At 65.5% G+C, this 21,203-nt stretch carries 20 protein-coding genes; 10 read left to right on the top strand and 10 right to left on the bottom strand.

Features of this window, described 5'->3' with window-relative positions; genetic code table 11:
* Positions 1-52 precede the first annotated feature (52 nt).
* Positions 53-199, bottom strand: coding sequence for a hypothetical protein (locus R2N03_RS10890; protein WP_316657585.1), 147 nt, complete (start codon positions 197-199; stop codon positions 53-55).
* 433 nt (positions 200-632) lie between these two features.
* Between R2N03_RS10890 and R2N03_RS10885 the strand changes: the two genes are divergently transcribed.
* Positions 633-764, top strand: a complete 132-nt coding sequence (locus tag R2N03_RS10885; RefSeq protein WP_316657584.1) for a hypothetical protein — start codon at positions 633-635, stop codon at positions 762-764.
* A gap of 45 nt (positions 765-809) precedes the next feature.
* Here the strand turns inward: R2N03_RS10885 and R2N03_RS10880 are convergent, their stop codons facing one another.
* On the bottom strand, positions 810-1,862 hold the full coding sequence (locus R2N03_RS10880) for a serine hydrolase family protein (RefSeq protein ID WP_316657583.1): 1,053 nt from the start codon (positions 1,860-1,862) through the stop codon (positions 810-812).
* A gap of 888 nt (positions 1,863-2,750) precedes the next feature.
* Here R2N03_RS10880 and R2N03_RS10875 point away from each other — a divergent pair.
* Positions 2,751-3,092, top strand: a complete 342-nt coding sequence (locus R2N03_RS10875) for a DUF1488 family protein (RefSeq protein WP_316657582.1) — start codon at positions 2,751-2,753, stop codon at positions 3,090-3,092.
* Positions 3,093-3,153: 61 nt separating this feature from the next.
* On the opposite strand, the gene R2N03_RS10870 is transcribed toward R2N03_RS10875, so the two are convergent.
* The 3 genes from R2N03_RS10870 to R2N03_RS10860 form a co-directional block, all read right to left on the bottom strand.
* Positions 3,154-4,851: an AMP-binding protein gene (locus tag R2N03_RS10870; RefSeq protein ID WP_316657581.1), complete on the bottom strand. Its 1,698-nt coding sequence runs from the start codon at positions 4,849-4,851 to the stop codon at positions 3,154-3,156.
* A 128-nt stretch (positions 4,852-4,979) separates the two neighbouring features.
* Complete coding sequence (locus tag R2N03_RS10865; RefSeq protein ID WP_316657580.1) at positions 4,980-5,489, bottom strand: hypothetical protein; 510 nt, start codon at positions 5,487-5,489, stop codon at positions 4,980-4,982.
* A 137-nt stretch (positions 5,490-5,626) separates the two neighbouring features.
* Positions 5,627-6,511: a LysR family transcriptional regulator gene (locus R2N03_RS10860; RefSeq protein WP_316657789.1), complete on the bottom strand. Its 885-nt coding sequence runs from the start codon at positions 6,509-6,511 to the stop codon at positions 5,627-5,629.
* A 128-nt stretch (positions 6,512-6,639) separates the two neighbouring features.
* Here R2N03_RS10860 and R2N03_RS10855 point away from each other — a divergent pair, with 128 nt between their 5' ends.
* Together R2N03_RS10855 and R2N03_RS10850 are read left to right on the top strand one after the other, a co-directional pair.
* On the top strand, positions 6,640-7,398 hold the full coding sequence (locus R2N03_RS10855) for a sulfite exporter TauE/SafE family protein (RefSeq protein WP_316657579.1): 759 nt from the start codon (positions 6,640-6,642) through the stop codon (positions 7,396-7,398).
* 12 nt (positions 7,399-7,410) lie between these two features.
* Positions 7,411-7,704: a hypothetical protein gene (locus tag R2N03_RS10850; RefSeq protein ID WP_316657578.1), complete on the top strand. Its 294-nt coding sequence runs from the start codon at positions 7,411-7,413 to the stop codon at positions 7,702-7,704.
* A gap of 345 nt (positions 7,705-8,049) precedes the next feature.
* Here R2N03_RS10850 and R2N03_RS10845 read toward each other — a convergent pair whose 3' ends face one another.
* From R2N03_RS10845 to R2N03_RS10830, 4 genes are all read right to left on the bottom strand, one after another.
* Positions 8,050-8,556, bottom strand: coding sequence for a TlpA family protein disulfide reductase (locus R2N03_RS10845; RefSeq protein ID WP_316657577.1), 507 nt, complete (start codon positions 8,554-8,556; stop codon positions 8,050-8,052).
* The gene (locus R2N03_RS10840; RefSeq protein ID WP_316657576.1) at positions 8,553-9,806 is read right to left on the bottom strand and encodes a sialidase family protein; all 1,254 of its coding nucleotides are present in this window, start codon (positions 9,804-9,806) and stop codon (positions 8,553-8,555) included. The genes R2N03_RS10845 and R2N03_RS10840 overlap by 4 nt, the downstream gene beginning before the upstream one ends.
* Entirely contained in the window at positions 9,806-12,136 is a 2,331-nt protein-coding gene (locus tag R2N03_RS10835; protein WP_316657575.1) for a TonB-dependent receptor, read from the bottom strand. The genes R2N03_RS10840 and R2N03_RS10835 overlap by 1 nt, the downstream gene beginning before the upstream one ends.
* Before the next feature lie 84 nt (positions 12,137-12,220).
* Positions 12,221-12,622, bottom strand: coding sequence for a DUF2946 domain-containing protein (locus R2N03_RS10830; protein WP_316657574.1), 402 nt, complete (start codon positions 12,620-12,622; stop codon positions 12,221-12,223).
* 171 nt (positions 12,623-12,793) lie between these two features.
* Here R2N03_RS10830 and R2N03_RS10825 point away from each other — a divergent pair, with 171 nt between their 5' ends.
* The 5 genes from R2N03_RS10825 to R2N03_RS10805 all read left to right on the top strand — a co-directional run bounded on the left by R2N03_RS10825 (position 12,794) and on the right by R2N03_RS10805 (position 18,163).
* Positions 12,794-13,975: an ATP-binding protein gene (locus R2N03_RS10825; protein WP_316657573.1), complete on the top strand. Its 1,182-nt coding sequence runs from the start codon at positions 12,794-12,796 to the stop codon at positions 13,973-13,975.
* A 139-nt stretch (positions 13,976-14,114) separates the two neighbouring features.
* Positions 14,115-15,128, top strand: a complete 1,014-nt coding sequence (locus R2N03_RS10820; RefSeq protein WP_316657572.1) for a TraB/GumN family protein — start codon at positions 14,115-14,117, stop codon at positions 15,126-15,128.
* A 19-nt stretch (positions 15,129-15,147) separates the two neighbouring features.
* On the top strand, positions 15,148-15,480 hold the full coding sequence (locus R2N03_RS10815) for a YnfA family protein (protein ID WP_316657571.1): 333 nt from the start codon (positions 15,148-15,150) through the stop codon (positions 15,478-15,480).
* Positions 15,481-15,507: 27 nt separating this feature from the next.
* Positions 15,508-15,933: a hypothetical protein gene (locus R2N03_RS10810; RefSeq protein WP_316657570.1), complete on the top strand. Its 426-nt coding sequence runs from the start codon at positions 15,508-15,510 to the stop codon at positions 15,931-15,933.
* A gap of 79 nt (positions 15,934-16,012) precedes the next feature.
* Positions 16,013-18,163, top strand: coding sequence for an ATP-dependent helicase (locus tag R2N03_RS10805; RefSeq protein WP_316657569.1), 2,151 nt, complete (start codon positions 16,013-16,015; stop codon positions 18,161-18,163).
* Between the two features lie 7 nt (positions 18,164-18,170).
* On the opposite strand, the gene mdtD is transcribed toward R2N03_RS10805, so the two are convergent.
* Positions 18,171-19,595: a multidrug transporter subunit MdtD gene (gene mdtD / locus R2N03_RS10800; protein ID WP_316657568.1), complete on the bottom strand. Its 1,425-nt coding sequence runs from the start codon at positions 19,593-19,595 to the stop codon at positions 18,171-18,173.
* 180 nt (positions 19,596-19,775) lie between these two features.
* On the opposite strand from mdtD, the gene fumC reads away from it, so the two are divergent.
* A complete protein-coding gene (gene fumC / locus R2N03_RS10795; protein ID WP_316657567.1) occupies positions 19,776-21,161 on the top strand; it encodes a class II fumarate hydratase in 1,386 nt (461 codons plus the stop codon).
* Positions 21,162-21,203 lie beyond the last annotated feature (42 nt).

Raw genomic sequence — 21,203 nt, 5'->3', positions numbered from 1 at the left:
GTTCAGTGCAGAACCGGAAGACCGGTCAACCGTGGATCAGCCGGTCAGGGGATCACTCTTCGCGGTATTCGCGCGCCAGGTGCATCGCTTCAAGCGCACGACGTGTACGCAGTTTGCGCCACATCGCGGGCGCGACAATGGCGGTAGCAATCAGGCACGGCGCAATCCAGCCGATGGTGGAGTCCAGAAAAGTCGTCATGATGTTCCCCCCGACACATGGTGCCGACGCGTGCATGAAGGTTGGCACGCATCGCTTTGTCCCCGCAGGGCGTCGCTGACCGCAACGCGCCCTGACATCTTGATATGAATGGCGATCGACGCCGAGCCAACGAACTTGAGCGCCCAACGTTTGCCATGTGCCCTATTTCCCGCTGATCTCTGCGATCTGTCAATACGCCGCTGATAATTTTGTGAAACGTTGTGGCGCCACGTCGACAGCCCTGGTGTCGCTCCACGATGTTTCCGCAAACGTAACGGCGGATTACGGCCTGCGCATGCATCAGCGCGCTCAGCGCAGGGCGGACCGCAATGGCTTATGCGGCCACCGCAAATTTGCTTACAAACGGTAAAGCGCGGTTGCGAGGCGTTTCCGTACAGTCGAGGCAGTCCAACAACCGCACCGGAGCCTCGTCATGAAACGCACCCTTGCCCTGCTCGTTCTCGCTGCTGCCGCCACTGCCACGCTGAGCGCCTGCGTGGTCGTCCCGGCAGGCGGGTACTACTACGACCATCCACACTATCGCCCCTACTACCGCGGCTATTGATGACGCCATGACAGGGTTGCCGTTCAGGCCGGCTCCATCGGCCGCTCAGTTGGCGGTGTTGGCGGCCGGATCGCCCTCGGCCGGAGACCATTGCGGCTGGCCCTCGGCAAAGGCGCGGCGGATCAGGGCACCGCACGCCGCGCTGCGCACATAGGCGCGGGGAGCAAGCGTTTCGCGTACGAGCATGCCGTAGTGGCGCTTGTCGGCGGCAATCCACGGATAGAAGCCGAACGCGCCCGGTGAACTGTAGGCGCCATCACCGCCCGGCTGGTCTTCGATCCAGTAGTTGAGCGCGTAATGCCATGGCTGCGACGCCGGCGTGCTGACGGCAGTCGGACAGCTGCCGGGCTCGGTGCACACGGCATGTTGGCCCAGCATCTTGCCGAGCAGATATTCGCCGCGCATGAGCCTGCGCAGGAACTGACCGTACGCCGCGGGGGTGGCAATCATCCCGCCGCCCGGCTCGGGCGCGAGATAACGTATGCCGAGGGGCCTGTCGGCGCCGTGCAGGGCCGGCCCATTGGCGAGCACGCGCTCCAGATCCTCGCTGAGCGCGGCTGCGTCGGCGCCGCCCTGGCCAAAGTCCATCAGCAGCTTCTGATCATGGCCACCGTTGTAGCTGAAGCGGCCGACATGGCTGGGCGTGAACGTGGCATTGCGCCCGCGGTGGAAGCAGCTCTGTACGGTGTCGTTGCGGTTGCACAGAAATGGGTTGAGCGCGTCGTAGCCGGAGCGCATGGTCAGCGCATCGATCTCTGCCCGCGTCAGCTTGCCGCGCGCGCGCTCCACGACGTACGTGCCGAACACCCACTTTGAGGCGGACGCGAGTCGCACGGTCTTGTTCGCGTTGATCCGCTGACCTTGTCGTCCGTGCATCAGCACGCCGTTGGCATCGCCAATTTCCCAGTAGTAGTCCCCAAGGCGCTGGCAACTGCCGGCATGGGCCAGTGTCGACTCCACAGCGGCCAGACGCGTCGCAAGGGTTGGCTCCTGCGCTTGCGCCATCGTGATCGCCCCCGCGGCGGCCACCGTGACCGCCGCGCGCAATACCAATCCTGCCGGCGCCTGGATGCCCGTGGCGCGTCTTGCTTGCGTCATATCGATGTCCTGCTCTTTCTGTCTCCTGCAGCCGCCAGCACTCTACCCGAGCCGGGCGGTCTTTCACATGTTGTGACAAGGACGCCACACACCGGCCTGCATCACGATGATTGGAGCGAGATTTTAGTCGCGCCAGATTACGAGACGATGTGGCACGCCCATGCGGTCCGCATTTAAAACGGAAGCGTTTGCGCAGCGGATCCCTACCTCATTTCACTTTGGAAATGCTTAGCATAACCGTACCCCCTATATGTCCTAAACCTCCCGTTTATGAGCCAAATGGACGAGCAGAATCATGCCAAGGCGGGGTAGCGCTGTACGAAGCGTGACCTAGAATGCAACGAAGGCAAATCAGCATTAACTAATAAGAAGTACGTGGTTGTGTCTGGCTTACGGGAGCAAGCCATGAAAGCGATCAAACGGGGAAGCGCGGGACTCTCGGCCCGATGGGGCTGGGAACGTCAGGCAAGCGATTGGCAGGTGATTCCGACGCGGCGGCGCCTGTTTCAAACGCCACGCCTTCATGCAAAGCGCGCTCCGGTTATGTTGCTATGGCTGCTCGTGATTTCAGTCACGATTGGGGTCGGTCGTGCCCTTCTGCAAAGAGGGTGGTGACACTAACAACATCAAGCAGGATTTGTACGGGGAAGATCGCAGCGCGAGAGCAAACCCGCATTCAAACACCGAACTGATAGACCGCTTAGCGGCACCGAGGGACTGTCCGACCCGCATCGTCGGGTCCATTACATCCGGATGGATTCAGCATCCGGAGCGTCGTCATCCCTTCATTCGGAAAACTCGCTCCCGCACGTGATCAATATGCGCCGCGCAAGCGGCATGTGGGGTCCGCCGGCTATCTGGCGAGCCTGATCATTGGGGGGGTGCATCATGAACATTTCGTTCACCGGCAAGACGTTCAGGTCTGTAGGCGACCTGTTCTTTCAAGCCATCGTCGACGGCAAGGTCGTCAGCTGTTTCGTGACGTCCGAAGCCCTGTCCTTGTGCGATTGCGCACATCAGAAAGCCACCGCAGAAGACGTCTACCGGAACTACCGCGACTGGATCGAGCAGGCTGCGTCGGATCTCATCCGTGCCGGCGCGCTGGCGCCAGTGATCGTACGCGGCCGCGATCTGGCGGCTTCGCGTGCCTCGCTGCCGCATGGCGGCGTGCCTGCCTACGATGTGGATCGCGCACGTCAATTGCGCCTGGTGCCGCGCTCGTCGCGCTGAAGCCGCGCGAGCGAGGGCGCGGCGGAACGTGCAGTCGGGGGGCTGCACGTTCCGCCCGGCATCACCGGGGTGAATCACTCGGAAAATCCTCTTCCCAGTATTCCTGCAGATTGCGGCCCGCTTCCGGGCGGGCCGCTTCACGCATGCGCAATTCCACGCGCCGGATCTTGCCTGATATGGTTTTCGGCAAATCGGCAAACTCGATGCGCCGCACCCGCTTGTATGACGCCAGGCGTTCCCGACAGAACCGCAGGATGTCCGCCGCCAGCGCCGGGCCCGCTTCATGTCCGGCACGCAGCACCAGGAACGCTTTCGGCACGGCCAGGCGCACCGGGTCGGGGCTCGGCACGACAGCGGCTTCCGCAATGGCCGGATGCTCGATCAGCACGCTCTCCAGTTCGAACGGACTCACGCGATAGTCCGATGCCTTGAACACGTCGTCGGCGCGGCCAACGTAGGTGAGGTAGCCGCTGGCATCGCGCGCCGCAATGTCGGAGGTGTGATACACGCCGCCGCGCATGGCTTCGGCCGTTTTTTCCACGTTGCCGGCGTAGCCTTCCATCAGGCCTGTCGGACGCGAGGTCAATTCGATGCAGATCTCGCCCTCTTCGGCCTCCTTGCCATCCGGATCGCGCAGCGTGATGCGGTAGCCGGGCAGTGGCCGCCCCATTGAACCGGGCTTGACCGGCTGCCCCGGACTGTTACCGATCTGGCAGGTGGTCTCCGTCTGACCGTAACCGTCCCGGATGGTGATGCCCCATGCCGCACGCACGCGCTCGATGACCTCCGGGTTGAGCGGCTCGCCGGCGCCCACGAGCTCGCGCAGGGCCGGTTTCCAGGCGGCGAGGTCTTCCTGGATCAGCATGCGCCAGACGGTGGGCGGCGCACACAGCGTCGTCACCTTGGCGCGGCACAGCACATCGAGCGCCGCCTTGGGCTCGAAGCGCGCGTAGTTGTAGATGAACACGGTTGCACCGGCATTCCAGGGCGCGAAAAAGCAGCTCCAGGCGTGCTTGGCCCAACCTGGCGAACTGATGTTCCAGTGCACGTCGCCGGGGCGCAGGCCGATCCAGTACAGCGTCGATAGATGCCCGACCGGATAGCTGGCGTGCGTGTGCATCACCAGTTTCGGTTTCGACGTTGTCCCCGACGTGAAATACAGCAGCAACGGATCGCTCGCCCGCGTCGGCGCCTCGGGCGTGAATTCCGACGATGCCTGGTAGGCGTCTTCGAGGCGGTGCCAGCCGGGCGGAGTCTTCTCAGCGCCAACGGCAATGCGCGTAAACGTGCCCGATACGGCGTCGAGCTTGGCGCAATCGCTGGCGCCCACCACCACGTGCCGGACGTCGCCCAAGGCAATGCGTTCGCGCAGGTCTTCGGCGGTGAGCAGGGTGGTGGCGGGAATCATCACGGCGCCGGTCTTGATGCTGGCGAGCATCACATCCCATAGCGCGGGCAAGTTGCCGAGCATGAGCAGGACGCGGTCGCCGCGCTGCACGCCAAGCGCGCGCAAATGATTGGCCACGCGTGCGGAGCGCTCCGCCATTTGCGCGAAAGACAGGCGCGTCTCGTTTCCCTGGTCGTCGACCACCCAGAGCGCAATGGCGTCATTGCCGCGCGCCATCCTGTCGAAATAGTCCAGCGCCCAGTTGAAGCGATCCAGCACGGGCCATGCAAAATCGCGCACGGCGGTTTCGTAGTCCTCACGATGCGCGAGCAGAAAGTCTCGGCACCGCAGGAAGGCGTCCAGCGATGTCATGCCTGTCTCCTGTGGTTTGACTGCACGCGCCTCATCCGGGCGCGACAAAAACGCACCTGCAACCGACATCGCCACTTATAGGAGGATTTTCCACGCCAGACCAGCCGGGATTCACCCGGGCCGGGCGCTCATTGCGGGCGTGGCGGATGCCGCATCGACCGGCCGCCGCCCAGACTGAGCCATGCCCATGCCGCAGCCGCCACCACCACACCGAACACGGCGACCCATTGGGCGCTGACCAGCATCAGCTCCACCATGCCGGAAACGTCCGGCAGGATCTGCGGCCAGGCGGCCGCAAGCCAGCCGTCGGCATCAAACCATGCGCCCCGCCCCGCGCCCGTCGCGAGTTCTACCGCCAGCACCGCCGCGCTGATGGCGGCAAAGGCCATCCCGCAATGCGTCAGCGCCCGGCTGAAGACCGGCAGTTCATACAGTGGCTTGAGATATTGGATGTGCCGCGTGAGGGACCACGCGCAAACGATCAGTAACGCTACGCTGATCGCCGCCATCGGCGCCGGACTGCGCAGGCACACGCCCAGCGCGATCCAGGCCAGCGCGTTGATCTCGTGGCGCCGATAGATGCGTAGTGCACGCGCGGCGTGCAGCAGGCCAATCGGGGGAACACCGGCAGAAGCCATGATGCGCTCCATCAGCGGATGGGTGGATGCCGCGCCGCGTTCGAGCGCCGCCGCAACTGCTTGCAGTGTACCGGCGCGGCCTGGTCCGAGCGAGGCCAAACCGCACGCTTCCCCCAAACGATGGACGCAATCCCGTGTCAGGCCTCGCGCAAATGCTCGATCAACTGCCGGGCAAAGACCGGCAGGTCGTCAAAGCTGCGCACGCAGATGCGCAACAACCGCGTCGCCCACGCATCGGTCAGGCGCAGGCGGCGGATACCCATCGAGCGCTGCAGCCGGATCGCCGCGTGCTCGGGGATCACGCCGACACCGACGTTGCGCTCGACCATGCGGCACACCGCGTCGAAGCTGCGCAGCCGCACCCGGTACTTGAGCCGGTACCCCGCGCGTGCGGCATGGCCGGCCAGATAGGCCTGCAAAGCGTTGTCGCCCGTCAGGCCGACGAAATCCTCCTGCAACGTCTCGACGAAGCTCAGTTCGCGGCGCTCGGCGAGCGGGTGATCGCGCGCCGTGACCAGCACGAGGCGATCGTGGCGGAATGGAAATGTCTCAAGGCCCGACAGATCCACCGCGTCGTTGACGATGCCGATGTCTGCGCGGCCCTGGGCAATCGCCTCCACGATCTCGTGGCTGACCAGCTCTTCCAGGTCGATATCGACTTCGGGATGCGTGGAGAGGAACGCGCTCAACGTCTCGGGCAGAAACTCCGTCATGGCCGCGGTGTTGGACAGCAAGCGCACATAGCCCTTGAGGCCCCGCGCATATTCACCGAGTTCGCCCCGCATGCGGTCCATCTGCTGCAGCACGACGCGCGCGTGGTGCATGAGCGTGCGTCCGGCCGCCGTGGTCTCGACGCCGCGCCGGTTGCGGGTGAGCAGCGGTACGCCCAGCGCATCCTCCATGCCGCGGATGCGCGCACTGGCCGACGCCAGCGTCAGGTGTGAGCGCTCCGCACCCGCGGTGATGCTGCCAGCCTCGGCGGTGTGCAGAAAGAGTCTCAGATCTGTCAGGTCAAAACGCACGGTCGATCTCGAAGAAGGCATCAGCCTCAGCTTCAGCCTGAGGCACCGTCAATGTATCGCACATTGTGACGTTGCCGGCAGTGCCAGAAACTGAGGCACGTTCCAACGCAATTCCAACAACGCCCCCAATGGAATCCACCACGCCGCTGCTGTTTGGCGCGGGCCTGCTCGCCGGCATGATGAATGCGCTGGCGGGCGGCGGCTCGTTCGTCACCCTCCCTGCCCTCATGTTCGCCGGCGTGCCGTCCGTGTTTGCGAACGCTTCGAGTACCGTGGCACTGCTGCCCGGGGCAGCCACCTCGGCATGGGCCTACCGAGCGGACTTTCGTGGGTTTGAGCACGTCTCGATGCGTGCCATGGTCGCGGTCAGCCTGGCCGGTGGCCTGCTGGGCGCGCTCCTATTGATGAACACGTCGTCGCGAGCGTTCGACTTCATCGTGCCGTGGCTGCTGCTGATCGGGTCGCTGGCCTTTACATTCGGCAAGCAGGCAGGTGCGTGGCTCCGCCGCCGCGTGCGGATCGGACGAAAGACGCTGCTCGTCACGCAGGGCGGCCTCGCCATCTACGGCGGCTACTTTGGCGGCGCGGTGGGCATCATGATGATGGCTGTCTGGGCATTGCTGGGCCATGAGGACATCAAGGCGCTGAACGCCTCGCGCACGCTGCTGGTGGGTGCGACCAACCTCGTGGCCGTGCTGTGCTTCGCCCTGGCCGGGATGGTCTGGTGGCAGCAGACGCTGGTGATGCTGGTGGCCGCGACAGTGGGCGGTTATCTGGGCGCGCACGCGGGCAAACGGCTGCCGGTGCGGGTGGTCCGGGGGCTCGTTTCCACCTTTGGCTTTTCGATGACGGCGCTGCTGTTCTGGCGCGCCTGGTCGCACGCTTGAGAGAGAGGCGTCATGTCGCGCAAGCCTTACGCCTATTCGGTGCATCACACGCACACGCCGCACTCCCACCGCGACGCGCTGCCAGCGCAGCGGCTGCGATATTCAGCGCGCGCGGCACGGCATTCGCATGGCGTTAAACCTGCTTCGGTCCAGCAGGCGTGCGCAAGTGCGCTGACGATCTTCTACGTTGCCCGCGGCTTTGCCATCTTGCTGACCGCGGTAGCGGTTGGCCTGAGTGCTGCGTCAGACGACGTGGAGCACAGTGCTGCCAGCCACCCCACTTCACCGCACGCGACAGCGCGCTGAAGGGACGCAGAAGAGGCACCCTGTCATCCGCTTCCGCGGTGTACGGCCGGGCAAAGAAAAAGCCCGCGGGCCGGGGGGCGGGCGGGCTTAACATCTTCAGCCTTTGACGACGAAAGATGGTCGGGTGTGCTTTGTGAATGAGCAATGCGCCGGAATTCACAAAGCGCCACCATTATAAAAAGGGCGCTTCCCCTGCCATACCCCAATGATGGGGGGTGCTGTCCCCCACCATGTTTGCATTTCGCTGAACAGCCTGCCAAAACCCGCACCGGCGCACGCGCTACGCCGTCGATTACAGACTGCATTCCGTTCAACGCGCATGGGTGCAGTTAGCTGAGCGAACCCTTATCGCGCGAGCGCAGCGTCCAACGCCTCGGGTGTGAGCAAACCGCTCGACGCGTGACGCGTGCCATCTGCGCGCAGGACGATCGTGCGAGGCGTCTCGCCCTGCCATCCGGGGTCGAGCGCGGCGCGCATGCGCTCGGGCATCGCCTCTGCGTTGGCGTACTGCGGCACGCGTGTGATATCCACCTGTCCGTCTCTGCCTAGCGGCGCGAGCGCGCGGTTCAGCATGTCGGCTTGCTCGGGGCCATCCATCGCCACCATCATCAGGTCCACATGCCGCTTGGTGGATCGCCGCCACTGCGCGATGCGCGCGATGTTTTCGCGGCAGTAGCTGCAGTCGAGCGACCAGATCTCGACGACGAGCGGGCGGGGGCGCGGCGCATGCAGAAGCGCGGGCACGTCGCGCGCATGCAGCGGCTGGAAGCGCAGCGCCTCGCCGGCGTGCGCAGTGAACATGGCAGCAGCGAGCATGAGCCCAACCGCCAGCGGCTTAAAACCGGGTTTCATGGCGCGGCCTCCAACGTTGCGTTGACCGGCACGGCGCCGGTGATGTCGATCAACCGATAGCCTTCCATCTGCGTGCGCCACGACAGATAGACGCGGCCATCGCGGGTCAGCAGTTGCGGGTGATCGCTGCCGCCCTCGGTGGCCGCGAGGCTCGCGGGCGTCGTCCAGTGCGCGCCGCCATCGGTGGACTTGCGCAGCAGGATCTGCATGCGGTCGTCGGCAAACTGCTTCCACACGAGCCACAGCGCGCCGTCGGCCGCGAGCAGCGCGGGGTGCGAAGCCTGCGCGCTCGCCTGTACAGCACCTGCAAATGCCCATGCGTCGCCGATCGGCTTGCCGTCGGCCGAGAGCCGGCTGTAGAACAGGCCGGGCTTGTCCTGCCGCACCGAAAACCACGCCAGGTGCCGAACGCCATCGGGCGTGACGGCGAGCGCCGGACCATGATGCGGGCAGGCATCAACGCGCCATTCCGAGAACGTGGCACGCGTGATGGCGAGCGGCGTGTTATCGGCCGGCAAAGCCGCCAGTGCGTGATCGCGGATCTCCCCCGCGAACACGTTGCGCCACAGCGCGAGCATCTGCCCGTTGGCATCGGGCGCAAGCGCGATCCGGCAGCACTCGCAGGTCTGGTCGGCGACCTTGCGCTCCGGCGCGAACGTGGCGCCACGATCCGTCGATACGGTGTAGTACACCGCCGCGCCGTCATACGGCTGCCTTGCCGCCTGCGCGCGCAGCAGGTCGCGCTTGTCGATCCACGCGACGAAGAGGCGGCCCGCGCCGTCGACGGCAATCGCATCAAAACGATGTGTGATCGGCTGCCGGTCATGATGCACCGTCACCGGCGCGCTCCACGTCTTGCCGCCGTCGAGCGAACGCGAGAAGCGCACGAAGCCCGTGTACGGCGCGTCGAGCGGGCGCGACCAACTCACGTAAAGCGCGCCGTCCGGGCTGGCGATGACCTTCGGCCGGTTCTCGCCGTCGGTATAGATCGGCTCCGGCTGGGGGTTCACGCGCTGCGGGCTGGACAGCGTCTTGCCCAGATCGTCGGACGACGCCACCACCACGTGCTGCCCCTCCGCCCACGTCACCCACAGGCGCCCTGCCCTGTCGAACGCTGCCGTGGTTGCCAGTTGCGGTTTGGCAGCAGGTTTGCCGGCCATGGCCCCATGATTGTGCCCCTCGTGGGCAAGGCACAGCGTTGCCGTCAGGGCGAGCAGCACAGCTACCGCAAATCGGGAAATCGTATGCATTACAGACGCCATTTCAGTTGTCCATAGAAGGTGCGCGACGGATACGGGTGGTAGACGAAGTACCGCTTGTCGGTCAGGTTGTCGACGCCGAGCGCCAGCGTGACATGCTTGTCGATGCGATAGCCCGCCTTCAGATCCACCGTAACGAAGCTGCTGGTGCCGCCATACACGTTCGGCAGCACATCGGTGTTGTCGAGGGTGCCGTATTGCCGGCCTGAGTAGCGCACACCCGCGCCCACCGTCCAGTCGGCCGTGGCGTGCCAGCTGGCAAACAGGTTGGCGCGCACGCGCGGCATGCGGGGCCACGTCTTGTCGACATAGGTCGGGTTGGCGGCATCGGCCAGCGTCTTCGATTGCGTGAACGCCACGTTCGCCTCGACGTCCACACCGCGCACGCCGGCATCCTGCAGGACGTTCTGCCCCGAATACGCAAGCTCGATCCCACGCGTGCGCACGCGATCGACGTTCTGCACATTCGTCACGTTGGGCGTGACGGTGATGTTGGTCTGCGTATAGATGCTGTCGCGCACGTCGCTCTGGAACACGCTGGTGCGCAGCACGCCGTACGGCACCGCCTGCTCGACGGTAAAGTCGACATCGTTGGCGCGCTCAGGCTTGAGGTTCGGGTCGTTGTTGACGATCGTGTTGCCGCTGATCGCCCCCTGGAACAGCTCCGCGACCGTGGGAAAGCGCACGGCCCGGCCGTACGACAGGCGCAGCAGCGTGTCTTGCGTGGCCTGCCATTGCACTGCGGCTTTCGGCGAGAACGCATCGTCGGTGCGGCTGGCGTAGCCCAGCGTGGTCGCGCTGTTGCCCAGCTGGCCGTTGTACGCCCGCCAGCTTTCGTAGCGCAGCCCCAGCGTGGCGAGCCAGCGCGGCGCGAACGCCCAGGCGTCCTGCAAGAAAACCGCCTGCGTCTGCGTATCGCCCTGGTAGCTCGATTTGCGTGTGGAAAGCGTCTCGGTCGACCAGTTCGTGGCGTTGAAGGTCTGGTTGCGCAAGTGATACTGGTCGTAGTGGTAGCCCGTCGTGAACGTGTGGCCGGACACCATGGGCGAGACCGCCTTCACGTCGACGTTCGACCAGCCCGTCCCGTCGCCGTAGAACACGGTGCCGGGGCCATTGCCGGCCGCCGTGTTGGACGCGCGCAGGATGTCGCGCGTCACGTTGTAGACCGACGCGCGGGTGTCGATCTTCCAGCCGCCGAGCTTGCCCTTGAGGCCCACCCCGTAGAGCCAGTTTTCCTGATCACCGTTCTGCGGCGCAAAGGCGTTCTGCGCGATCGTGTAGGGCGTGCCGTTGATCAGCACGTTGCCGCCCGTCATGACATTGCCCGCCGCATCGCGCAGGAAGCTGAACGCCTGGTCGTTGAAGTGGTTTTCCCAGTGGCCGAGCATGAGCGACGCCTCCAGGCGATCGCTGAAGACGTAGCCCAGCCGCACGGTTTCCTGCCATTGCTGCGTGCGCTCAAGCATCTGCGGCCCCAGGATCACTCGGGGCAGGCCATTGGGGCCGAGATCCTGCACCGCCCCCGTCACGGGCACCGGCGTGCCGCCAGCAGTGAACCTGGAGTTGGGTGTGGCGTACTGCATCGGCTGGCTGTCGTTCTCCAGCCGGTCGACCGACACCGCATACCAGAGCTTGCCAATGCGGTCCCCCAGCGACGCGCTCTCATGGTTGCCGGTGACGTTGCGCGAGAAACCATATGCGTCGGCGTAATGCTGGCGCATCACCTGCATCTGCGCGGCGGCCTCGAATATCTCGGGCTGACGCAGGGTCAGCGCGATGGTCGTGCCCATCGAGTTGCCGGGCAGCAGCGCCGAGAACGGGCCGTACAGAATGTCGACGCGTGCCAGGTCATCCGGCCCGATCATCGACCAGCGCGGCGGATACGTATAGCTCGAGCCGAGCAGGTTCGACAGCAGAATGCCGTCGGCGTACAGCAGGCCGCGCGCACTCTGGATCTCGTTGAAATCGCGGCCGGCAAAGATGGAATTGCGGTCGCCGATGAAGCGGCGGCGCACCATCACGTTGGGCAGGTACTTGACCGCGTCTTCGGTCGTGACGACGTTGCGGTCGGCGAGTTGATCGGCCGTGACACTCTGCACGACGGCCGGCGTGTCGCGTGCAAACGGCGCGGGACTGGCAGCGCCGCGCACCACCGTGGGCGCGAGTTCCTGGGTGACGGGCGCGGCGGCCGGGACGTTGTCATCGGCGGCAACGGCGGGCAGCGAGGCGGACAGCGGCACAGCCGCGCACACGGCGAGCGCGGCGCGGCACACCAGCGTGCGCCGGGGCATGGCAGCCACGGCGCGCTTGGGCGAAAGCATGAGGAAGATCTCCGGGTTGCGATGGCGCCGGGCGGATTGACGGCCGGGCGCGAAGGCGCCGCGGAGTCCACCTCCGCAGGCGCGTCAGATCGACAACAGTGGAGAGGCAGGCGGCGCGCGCGAATCGGCCACGCGCAGCGCACTGCGCGCATACACGGGCGCCGGCGTGGCCGGCTGCCGCACGCGATAGACGAAATGCGCGGAAGGAACCTCCAGCGACGGCGGCGATGCCAGCGCAAACCCGCCAGCAAACCCCGGGCAATACAGGCAATGCGCCACGCCATGGTGGGCGCCCGGGTCATCCGCCGGACCGTCGCCGCGCAGGTGGACCACAACCTGCACCGTGCTGCCATGCGGCGCCGTGGCGCTGCAAAGATCGACGGCGAGTGTGCCCGTCTGCGCCGCGCGGGCAGACGCGAGCACCGGCGACAGTACATTGAGTACGATCGCAAGCCAGACGAGGGAGAGCCAGCGGCGAGAGAACATGGAGACAGTCAAAAGCTGCGCGAGTATAGCGCTGCACACGATTCCACACGTTGCCTGCGACGGACTGCCACGCAGATCAAAGAACGCGCATTTCGACCCGCATTAGGGTTAATTATGAGTTCGACTATAATTTATACCGAATCTCATAATCGAGGCTAAAACGGGGCGTTCATGGATTCCGATACCGATACCGGCCGCTTCAATTTCCACCGCCAGGACCTTGCCAACACGCTGTGCGACAGCCTGGAGGGCAAGGGCTTGGCTGATGCCCGCTCCGGCCTGTTCCTGGCGGCCCCGCGCCGCACCGGTAAGAGCACGTTCCTGCGCGAAGACCTGGTGCCCGAGGTCGAACGCCGCAAGTGGATCGCCATTTACGTCGACCTGTGGGCCGACCGCGCCCGGGATCCCGGCCTGCTGATTGCCGATGCCATCAGATCGAAGCTGGCGCAGTTCGACGGACCCATCGCCAAACTGGCCAGGCAGGCCGGCATGGAGAAGGTCGATATTCTGCGCACCTTTACGTTCAACCTCGGCAAGATTGGCTTGCCGGACGGTGTCACGCTGGCTGATGCGCTCGATGTGCTCTACAAGGCGGTGCAGCGGCCGGTCGTGCTGATCATCGACGAAGCGCAGCACGCGCTCTCCACCCAGGCTGGGACCAACGCCATGTTCGCGCTGAAGGCCGCCCGCGACCAGATGAACCAGGGCGTTGACGCCCCGCGGCTGTTCCTGGTCTTCACCGGCTCGAACCGCGACAAGCTGGCCAACCTGCTGCTCAACCGCACACAGCCGTTCTTCGGCTCGCGCGTGACGAACTTCCCGCTGCTGGGGCGCCCCTATGTATCGGCCTACACGGCGTGGGTGAACCAGCACCTGGCACCCGACAACCAGTTCAAGGAAGACGACATGTTCGCCGCCTTCCAGCTCGTCGGGCACCGGCCGGAGATGCTCAAGGGCATCGTCAGCGAGATCGCGCTGGAGCTGGGCGAGGCCGCCAGCCTGGGCGGGCTGCTCAAGCGCGGCGCACAGGGCTTCCGCGACCGCATCTGGGGCGAGATCGAGAGCGAGTACAGCGCGCTGACGGAAATCCAGCGCGCCGTCCTGGCGGTGCTCATCGAGCGCGGGCAAGGTTATTCGCCTTTCTCTGAACAATCCATGAAGGCCTATGCCGCGCGCCTGGGCCACAGCGAATTCTCGACGGCCACGGTGCAGGCGGCGCTCGACGCGCTGCGCGACAAGAACCTCATCTGGAAGGAGTCGCGCGGCGCCTATGCACTGGAAGACGAAAGCGTGGCACTGTGGTTTCGCGAGACGCGCGGCACGCATGCCGTGCCGCCGCGGCTGGGTGAATAGACGGATGACCGATCGGCCATCCTCAACGCTGTGGCGCCTGGCGGCTGGTGCCCGACGACGCGCTACGGCGCGCAGATGCCGGCACGCGAAGGTACCCGCTACACTGCACGCCACACTCAAAACGCCGGGGAGTCGGCTCATGGCACGTCATCGCACCACGTGGCGCGCGCTCGCGACCGCGCTTTGCCTGCTGGCAGGGATGGGCGCCGCCGCCGCGCAGGAGGCGCCGCCTGCAACGGCATCCGCCGCGTCAAGCTGCCCGCCACCCGCCGCCAGTTTCATCCCCAAGGACGGTTGGGCTGCCGCCGCGCGGCGCGCCACCGACCGCGGGCTGCTGTGGCGCATCGAGAAAGACGGCCACACGTCATGGCTCTACGGCACGATCCACGTGGCGCGCGCCGACTGGATGCTGCCTGGCCCTGCCGTGCGCGAGGCGCTCCAGCACGTCGATGCAATCGCGCTTGAACTCGATCTGCTCGACAAGGACACCGACCGCAAGCCGCTGACCGCACAGAACACCAGCGAAGAACGCCGGCTCATGGCTGGACGGCGTGGCGAGCGCTTCAACAAGCTGCTTGCGGCGGCGTGCCTTCCGGACACCGCGCTCACGCAGATCCGCACGTTCCAGCCGACCATGCAATTGGCCTCGCTGGCAGTCCTGGGGGTGCGCACGGACGGGCTGTATCCGGATTTCGGCATCGACCTGTTCCTCACCACATACGCCAGAAGCCGACACCTGCCCATCGTGCCGCTCGAAACACTGGCCCAGCAGATGCGGGTGCTTAATGAAATCGTGCCGAAGCGCGAAGTCGCCCAGCAGTTCGACACCGTGCTCGACGCCATCGAATCGGGCGAAGCCCGCACGCAGACGCTGACCCTCGCCAACGCCTGGGCCGAAAGCGACCTCGATACGCTCGAACGCTACCCACAGTGGTGCGACTGCCTGAAGACGCCTGCCGACAAGCGTGCGTTCACGCGCCTGGTGACGCATCGCAACCTGGCGATGGCCGAGAACATCGCGCGCGTGCACATGAGCGGCCGACGCGTCTTCGGCGCGGTAGGCGCGCTGCACATGATCGGGCCGAAGGGGATTCCAGCGCTACTGGCGGCGAGCGGGTTTACGGTGACGCCGGTCATACCGGCTTCCCACTGAACACTTGGGGGCACGCTCTTTGGACATCCTGCGCGTTGCGCTACTGTTTGCCGTGACCGCCGTGGCCGAAATTCTCGGCTGCTATCTGCCATGGCTCGTGTTGCGGCAGGGCAAGCCGGTCTGGCTATTGCTGCCGGCGGCGGCGGCGCTGGCATTGTTTGCCTGGCTGCTGACCCTGCATCCGACTGCCGCTGGCCGCACGTATGCCGCATATGGCGGCGTGTACATTGCCGTGGCGCTCGTGTGGCTGCGCGTTGTCGACGGCGTGGCGCTCACCCGCTGGGATATCGGCGGTGCCGCCATCGCCCTGGCAGGGATGGCTGTGATCGCCCTGCAACCCCAGGCAAGCTGATCGACTGCACTTTTCCAGGCTTTGCTGATGGCAACGGAACTGGCAGCAACGGCGGCACTCCGATGGAGCATCATTGCTGCCGGACACTGCCCTGACGTCCGGTCGCCCCTTCATCCCACCCGATTCATCCTGGAGGCTGCCATGCCTGCTGCTACAACCCTTAAACACCTCGTCGTCGCATCGGCACTGCTGTCTGCCGCCATGACCGCCTCTGCCCTGACGACGTCTTCCAGCACCTTTTCGCATCAGGACCTGGTGGCCATGCTGGCGCACAGCCAGCCCGGACAGCCGAGCGCACAGGCAGCACCCGCGTCGCAGCCACGGTTGCAGGTTGGCCTGAGCGATCCGGGCACGCAGCTCGTTCTGCCTTGGTTTCTTGCGGATCTGGTCGACGCCGTGAACCAGCGGACGCCGCCCCGGGACCTGGCAAAGAAGCTCCGGGACGGGATCTGACCCCAGCCCCTCCTGCATTTCGGCAGGCAGCGTTTGCAGTGCTGTATATTCATACAGTTATTTTTTGTGACGCCCTGCCGTGCTCGCCGCTTCCTCCCCTCCTGACACCGTTCGCGACCCGGTCACGCCGGGCTACCTGGCCCAGTTGAACGACGCGCAGCGTCAGGCCGTCGAATTCGGCATTTCGGGGCCGGATGCGGCCGAAACCGGCCCGCTGCTCGTCCTGGCCGGGGCCGGCTCGGGTAAAACGCATACGCTGGGTTGGCGCGTCGCGCATCTGGTGGCCAATGGGGCCGATCCGCAACGCATCCTGCTGCTGACGTTCTCCCGCCGGGCGGCAAGCGAACTGTCGAACCGCGCGGGCCACCTGCTGGCCCGCGCCATGCACGGCGAACGCACCAACAGCGCCCTCAATGCGGCGGGCACGTCATACCAGACCACCTTGCCGTGGGCAGGCACCTTTCACGGCATCGGCGCGCGCCTGCTGCGCGAATACGCCGAGCGCGTCGGCCTTGCGCCCGATTTCACCATCCACGACCGCAGCGACTCCGCCGATCTGCTCAACGTCGTGCGGCACGAGCTGAACCTCTCGACCAAGGAACGCCGCTTTCCGCTCAAGCAGACCTGCCTGGCGATCTATTCGCGCGCTGTGAACGCAGAAAGTCCGCTGAACGCCGTGCTCAAGCACCATTTCCCGTGGTGTGCGATGTGGGAGGCGCAGTTGCGCACGCTCTTCGATGCGTATGTCGAGGCCAAGCAGGCGCAGCACGTGCTCGACTACGACGACCTGTTGCTGTATTGGCATGCGATGGTGTCGGACGCCGAACTCGCGGCGGAGATCGGCGCGCGCTTCGACCACATCCTCGTCGACGAATACCAGGACACCAACCGGCTGCAATCGTCCATCCTGCGGGCCCTGCGCCCCGATGGCCGCAGTGTGACCGTGGTCGGCGACGATGCGCAGTCGATCTATGCGTTCCGCGCGGCAACGGTGCGCAACATCCTCGACTTTCCGCGCCACTTCGCGCGGCCCGCGCACACGGTATTGCTGGAGCGCAATTACCGCTCGACGCAGCCGATCCTGGATGCGTCCAACGGCGTCATGCGGTTTGCGACCGAGCGCTTCGCCAAGACGCTCTGGACGGATCGCGCCTCGACGCATCGGCCGCGCCTGATCTCGGTGCGCGATGAAGCCGAGCAGGCGCGCTGCGTGGCCGAACAGGTGCTGCATCAGCGTGAGGGCGGCATGGCGCTGAAGGCGCAGGCGGTGCTCTTTCGCACGGCCAGCCACAGCGCGCCGCTGGAGATCGAACTCACTCGCCGCAACATTCCCTTCGTGAAGTACGGTGGGCTCAAGTTCCTGGAAGCGTCGCACGTAAAAGATGTGTTGTCGGTATTGCGCTGGGCCGAGAACCCGCGCAATCGTATCGCCGGATTTCGCGTCATCCAACTGCTGCCGGGCGCGGGCCCCGCCACCGCCGCGCGCGTGCTTGACGTCATGGCGGAAGCGGTCGACCCCATCGCCGCCCTGCTCGCCTACGAGCCGCCCACGCGCCTGGCGGGCGACTGGGCCATGCTCATGGCGCTGATGCAGACACTGCGCACGCCCAAGGACAGCCTCGCGTGGGCGAGCGAGCTCGAGGCCGTGGGGGCCTGGTACAGCCCGCACATGGAACGCCTGCACGACGATGCGGCCGTGCGCCAGGGCGACCTCGACCAGCTTGCCCGCATGGCCGCGACATACGTCACGCGCGAGCGCTTCCTGACCGAGATGACGCTGGATCCGCCAGAACTCACCAGCGATGAATCGGGGGCCCCGTACCGCGATGAGGACTACCTGATCCTCTCGACCATTCATTCGTCGAAGGGCCAGGAATGGAAAGCCGTGTATGTGCTCAACGCCGTGGATGGCTGCATGCCAGCTGATCTGGGCGCGGGCTCGCACGAAGAACTGGAAGAGGAGCGCCGGCTGCTTTACGTGGCCATGACGCGCGCGCGCGAGCATCTGGACATCCTCGTGCCGCAGCGCTTCTACGTCACGCAGCAGACGCCCAGTGGCGACCGGCACATCTACGCGTCGCGCACGCGGTTCATTCCGCCGGCGCTGCTGCCGCTGTTTGAGGCCTGCTCCTGGCCGCCGCCCGAGCCCGGCGCGGACCCGGCCGCGGAAGCGCGCGCCGCCGCGAAGGTCGACCTGACGAAAAAAATGCGCGGTTTCTGGAAACAGTAGAAGCGGATCAGTGCACCTCTATCTCGGGCCGCTTGATGACGCCGGTCGACTCGAAGCGCGATAGCTGGGCAAAGATCCATGCGGCGGCAGCCGTCATGGCCCCGACGCAGATGAAGGTCTTGTGGAATGCCGCCAGCGTGTCGCGCCCTTCCGGCCCCGCGGTGAAATCCGTAAAGCCCGTGAGCAGCGCGCCGGCGGCGGCCACGCCCAGGCTCATCGACAGCATCATCACCATCGACAGCATGCTGTTGCCGGCGCTGGCCAGCGGCCCGCCCAGGTCTTTGAGCGTGAGCGTGTTCATGGCCGTGAACTGCATGGAGTTGAACGTGCCAAACAGGGCCAATTGCACGATGCGCAGCCACAACGGCCGGTCTGGCGTCATCGCGGCAAAGCTGGCCATCATGAGCCCCACCATCAACGTGTTGACGAACAGCATGCGGCGATAGCCATAGCGCTTGATCGCCCACGTGCCCAACGGTTTGGCGGCCATGCCAGCGGCAGCCACCGGCACCATCATCAGCCCGGCCTGCAAGGGCGAATAACCCAGGCTCACCTGGAGCAGCAGCGGGATCAGGAACGGCATGCCGCCGCTGCCGATGCGCGCAAACAGGTTGCCCAGTACACCGATCGAAAAGCTCGGGATGCCAAACAGCGTGCGCGGAAACAGCGGGCCCGTCACACGGCCGGCGTGCAGCCAATACGCCGTCAGCGCTGCCAACCCGAACATCAGCAGCACCAGCACCGTCGCGTGCTGGAAACCAAGTTCGGAGAGCCCGTCGAGCGAAAACGACACCGCCGCCATCCCGAACGCGAGCATCAGGTAGCCGGACCAATCGAAGCGGTTTTCGTCTTCCGCACGCACGTCGGGCATCACCTTGAGCGTCACGAGCGCGCCGATCAGCCCCACAGGCAGGTTGATGAGAAAGATCCAGTGCCAGGACACGGCCTGCACCAACCACCCTCCCAGCGTCGGACCGATCAGCGGCCCGATCAGCCCCGGGATGGTCACGAAGCTCATGGCGGGCAGGAACTGTTCGCGCGGCACGACCCGCAGCACCGTCAGCCGGCCGACAGGCATCAGCAGCGCGCCGCCCACGCCCTGCACCACACGCGAAGTGATCAGCATGTCAAGGCTGCGTGACTCCGCGCACAGCAGCGAACCGAGGGTGAACAGGAAGATGGCCGCAAAGAACATCCGGCGCGTGCCGAAGCGATCGGCCAGCCAGCCCGATGCCGGCATCAGCATGGCGGTCGTGAGCGTGTAGGCGATGATGACCGACTGCATCTTCAGCGGGCTTTCCGACAGGCTGCGGGCCATGGCCGGCAACGCCGTGTTGACGATGGTCGAATCGAGCGTCTGCATGAACAGCCCGACGGCCACCAGCCAGAGCAATGGCTGCAGCGATTTGTCGACGGAGATGGAAGAGGACATGGCGAGGGGCAAGACTGCATTCGACGGGAGCAGCCGCCATTGTGGCGCGGCGCGTGCGGGCCCGCAAACGATGTACCAGCCCGCCCCGCGCCGATCTGCCCTACCGGCAACAAGGGCATGACCGGCGCCTATACTGATGGGCGTTCGGCCCCGTCATCTTCGCGCATCCGCCCCCTTGCCATGACCTCCCGTATCGAACGCGACACCTTTGGCCCCATTGACGTCCCTGCCGACCGCCTCTGGGGCGCGCAGACGCAGCGCTCGCTGCAGAACTTCGACATTGCGGGCGACCGCATGCCGCGCGAACTGATCGACGCGCTCGCCCGCATCAAGCGTGCCAGCGCCGCCGTCAACGCACGCCTGGGGCTGCTGCCGAAGGACAAGGCCGAGGCCATCATTGCCGCCGCCGACGAGGTCATCGCCGGCAGGCACCCCGACGAATTCCCGCTGGTGGTCTGGCAAACGGGCTCGGGCACGCAGACCAACATGAACATGAACGAGGTGCTTGCCAACCGCGCCAGCGAACTGCTCGGCGGGCAGCGCGGCGAGAGCCGCCTCGTGCATCCGAACGACGACGTGAATCGCAGCCAGTCCTCCAACGATGTGTTCCCGACGGCGATGCATGTAGCCGCGGTGACGGCCATCACGCGGCACCTGATTCCCTCGCTTCGCGCACTGCGCGAAACCCTCGCAGGAAAAGCCGCCGGGTTCGACAGCATCATCAAGATCGGGCGCACGCATCTGCAGGATGCAACCCCACTGACACTCGGCCAGGAATTTTCCGGCTACGTGGCACAGTTGCAGCACAACGAAATGCACCTGAACGCCGCGCTGCCGCATCTGTGCGAACTTGCACTCGGTGGCACGGCAGTCGGCACGGGCCTGAACGCGCCTCCCGGTTACGCCGAACAGGTGGCGGCCGAACTGGCGCAATTGACCGGCCTGCCGTTCGTGACCTCGCCGAACAAGTTCGAGACCATGGCCTCCGCCGACGGCCTGGTGCACGCGCATGGCGCGCTGAAGACCCTGGCCGCCAGCCTCACCAAGATCGCCAACGACATCCGCTGGCTCGCAAGCGGGCCGCGCAGCGGCCTGGGCGAAATCTCCATCCCCGAGAACGAGCCGGGCTCGTCCATCATGCCGGGCAAGGTCAACCCCACGCAAAGCGAAGCCGTGACGATGCTGTGTGCACAAGTGTTCGGCAACGACGTCGCCGTCAACGTCGGCGGCGCCTCGGGCAACTTCGAGCTGAACGTGTTCCGCCCGATGATTGCCTACAACTTCCTGCACAGCGTGCGGCTGCTGGCGGACGGCATGCGCAGCTTCAATGACCACTGCGCCGTGGGCATCGAGCCCAACCGGAGCCGCATCGACGAGCTGGTACAACGCTCGCTGATGCTCGTGACGGCACTCAATCCGCACATTGGCTACGACAAGTCCGCACAGATTGCGAAGAAGGCACACAAGGAAGGCACGAGCCTGCGCGAGGCAGCCCTTGCACTGGGCTATGTCACGGCAGAGCAGTTCGACACCTGGGTGCGACCCGAGAACATGGTCGGCCGCTGATTCGCGCGTGGCCCACGGTTTGCTTCACATGGTTTGCAACAT

The organism is Ralstonia condita (assembly GCF_958405655.1).
GTDB classification, from domain to species: domain Bacteria; phylum Pseudomonadota; class Gammaproteobacteria; order Burkholderiales; family Burkholderiaceae; genus Ralstonia; species Ralstonia condita.
The sequence above is the reverse complement of the archived record's forward strand: the minus strand, read 5'-3'. Positions and strand labels throughout refer to the sequence as shown.

Bases quoted from the DNA above. Each gene is read 5' to 3' on its own strand.
- R2N03_RS10865 (WP_316657580.1), bottom strand. From the start codon at position 5,489: ATGGCTTCTGCCGGTGTTCCCCCGATTGGCCTGCTGCACGCCGCGCGT.
- R2N03_RS10875 (WP_316657582.1), top strand. From the start codon at position 2,751: ATGAACATTTCGTTCACCGGCAAGACGTTCAGGTCTGTAGGCGACCTG.
- R2N03_RS10890 (WP_316657585.1), bottom strand. From the start codon at position 199: ATGACGACTTTTCTGGACTCCACCATCGGCTGGATTGCGCCGTGCCTG.
- R2N03_RS10870 (WP_316657581.1), bottom strand. From the start codon at position 4,851: ATGACATCGCTGGACGCCTTCCTGCGGTGCCGAGACTTTCTGCTCGCG.
- R2N03_RS10850 (WP_316657578.1), top strand. From the start codon at position 7,411: ATGTCGCGCAAGCCTTACGCCTATTCGGTGCATCACACGCACACGCCG.
- fumC (WP_316657567.1), top strand. From the start codon at position 19,776: ATGACCTCCCGTATCGAACGCGACACCTTTGGCCCCATTGACGTCCCT.
- R2N03_RS10830 (WP_316657574.1), bottom strand. From the start codon at position 12,622: ATGTTCTCTCGCCGCTGGCTCTCCCTCGTCTGGCTTGCGATCGTACTC.
- R2N03_RS10835 (WP_316657575.1), bottom strand. From the start codon at position 12,136: ATGCTTTCGCCCAAGCGCGCCGTGGCTGCCATGCCCCGGCGCACGCTG.
- R2N03_RS10880 (WP_316657583.1), bottom strand. From the start codon at position 1,862: ATGACGCAAGCAAGACGCGCCACGGGCATCCAGGCGCCGGCAGGATTG.
- R2N03_RS10810 (WP_316657570.1), top strand. From the start codon at position 15,508: ATGGCAACGGAACTGGCAGCAACGGCGGCACTCCGATGGAGCATCATT.
- R2N03_RS10885 (WP_316657584.1), top strand. From the start codon at position 633: ATGAAACGCACCCTTGCCCTGCTCGTTCTCGCTGCTGCCGCCACTGCC.
- R2N03_RS10825 (WP_316657573.1), top strand. From the start codon at position 12,794: ATGGATTCCGATACCGATACCGGCCGCTTCAATTTCCACCGCCAGGAC.
- R2N03_RS10855 (WP_316657579.1), top strand. From the start codon at position 6,640: ATGGAATCCACCACGCCGCTGCTGTTTGGCGCGGGCCTGCTCGCCGGC.
- R2N03_RS10820 (WP_316657572.1), top strand. From the start codon at position 14,115: ATGGCACGTCATCGCACCACGTGGCGCGCGCTCGCGACCGCGCTTTGC.
- R2N03_RS10845 (WP_316657577.1), bottom strand. From the start codon at position 8,556: ATGAAACCCGGTTTTAAGCCGCTGGCGGTTGGGCTCATGCTCGCTGCT.
- mdtD (WP_316657568.1), bottom strand. From the start codon at position 19,595: ATGTCCTCTTCCATCTCCGTCGACAAATCGCTGCAGCCATTGCTCTGG.
- R2N03_RS10840 (WP_316657576.1), bottom strand. From the start codon at position 9,806: ATGCATACGATTTCCCGATTTGCGGTAGCTGTGCTGCTCGCCCTGACG.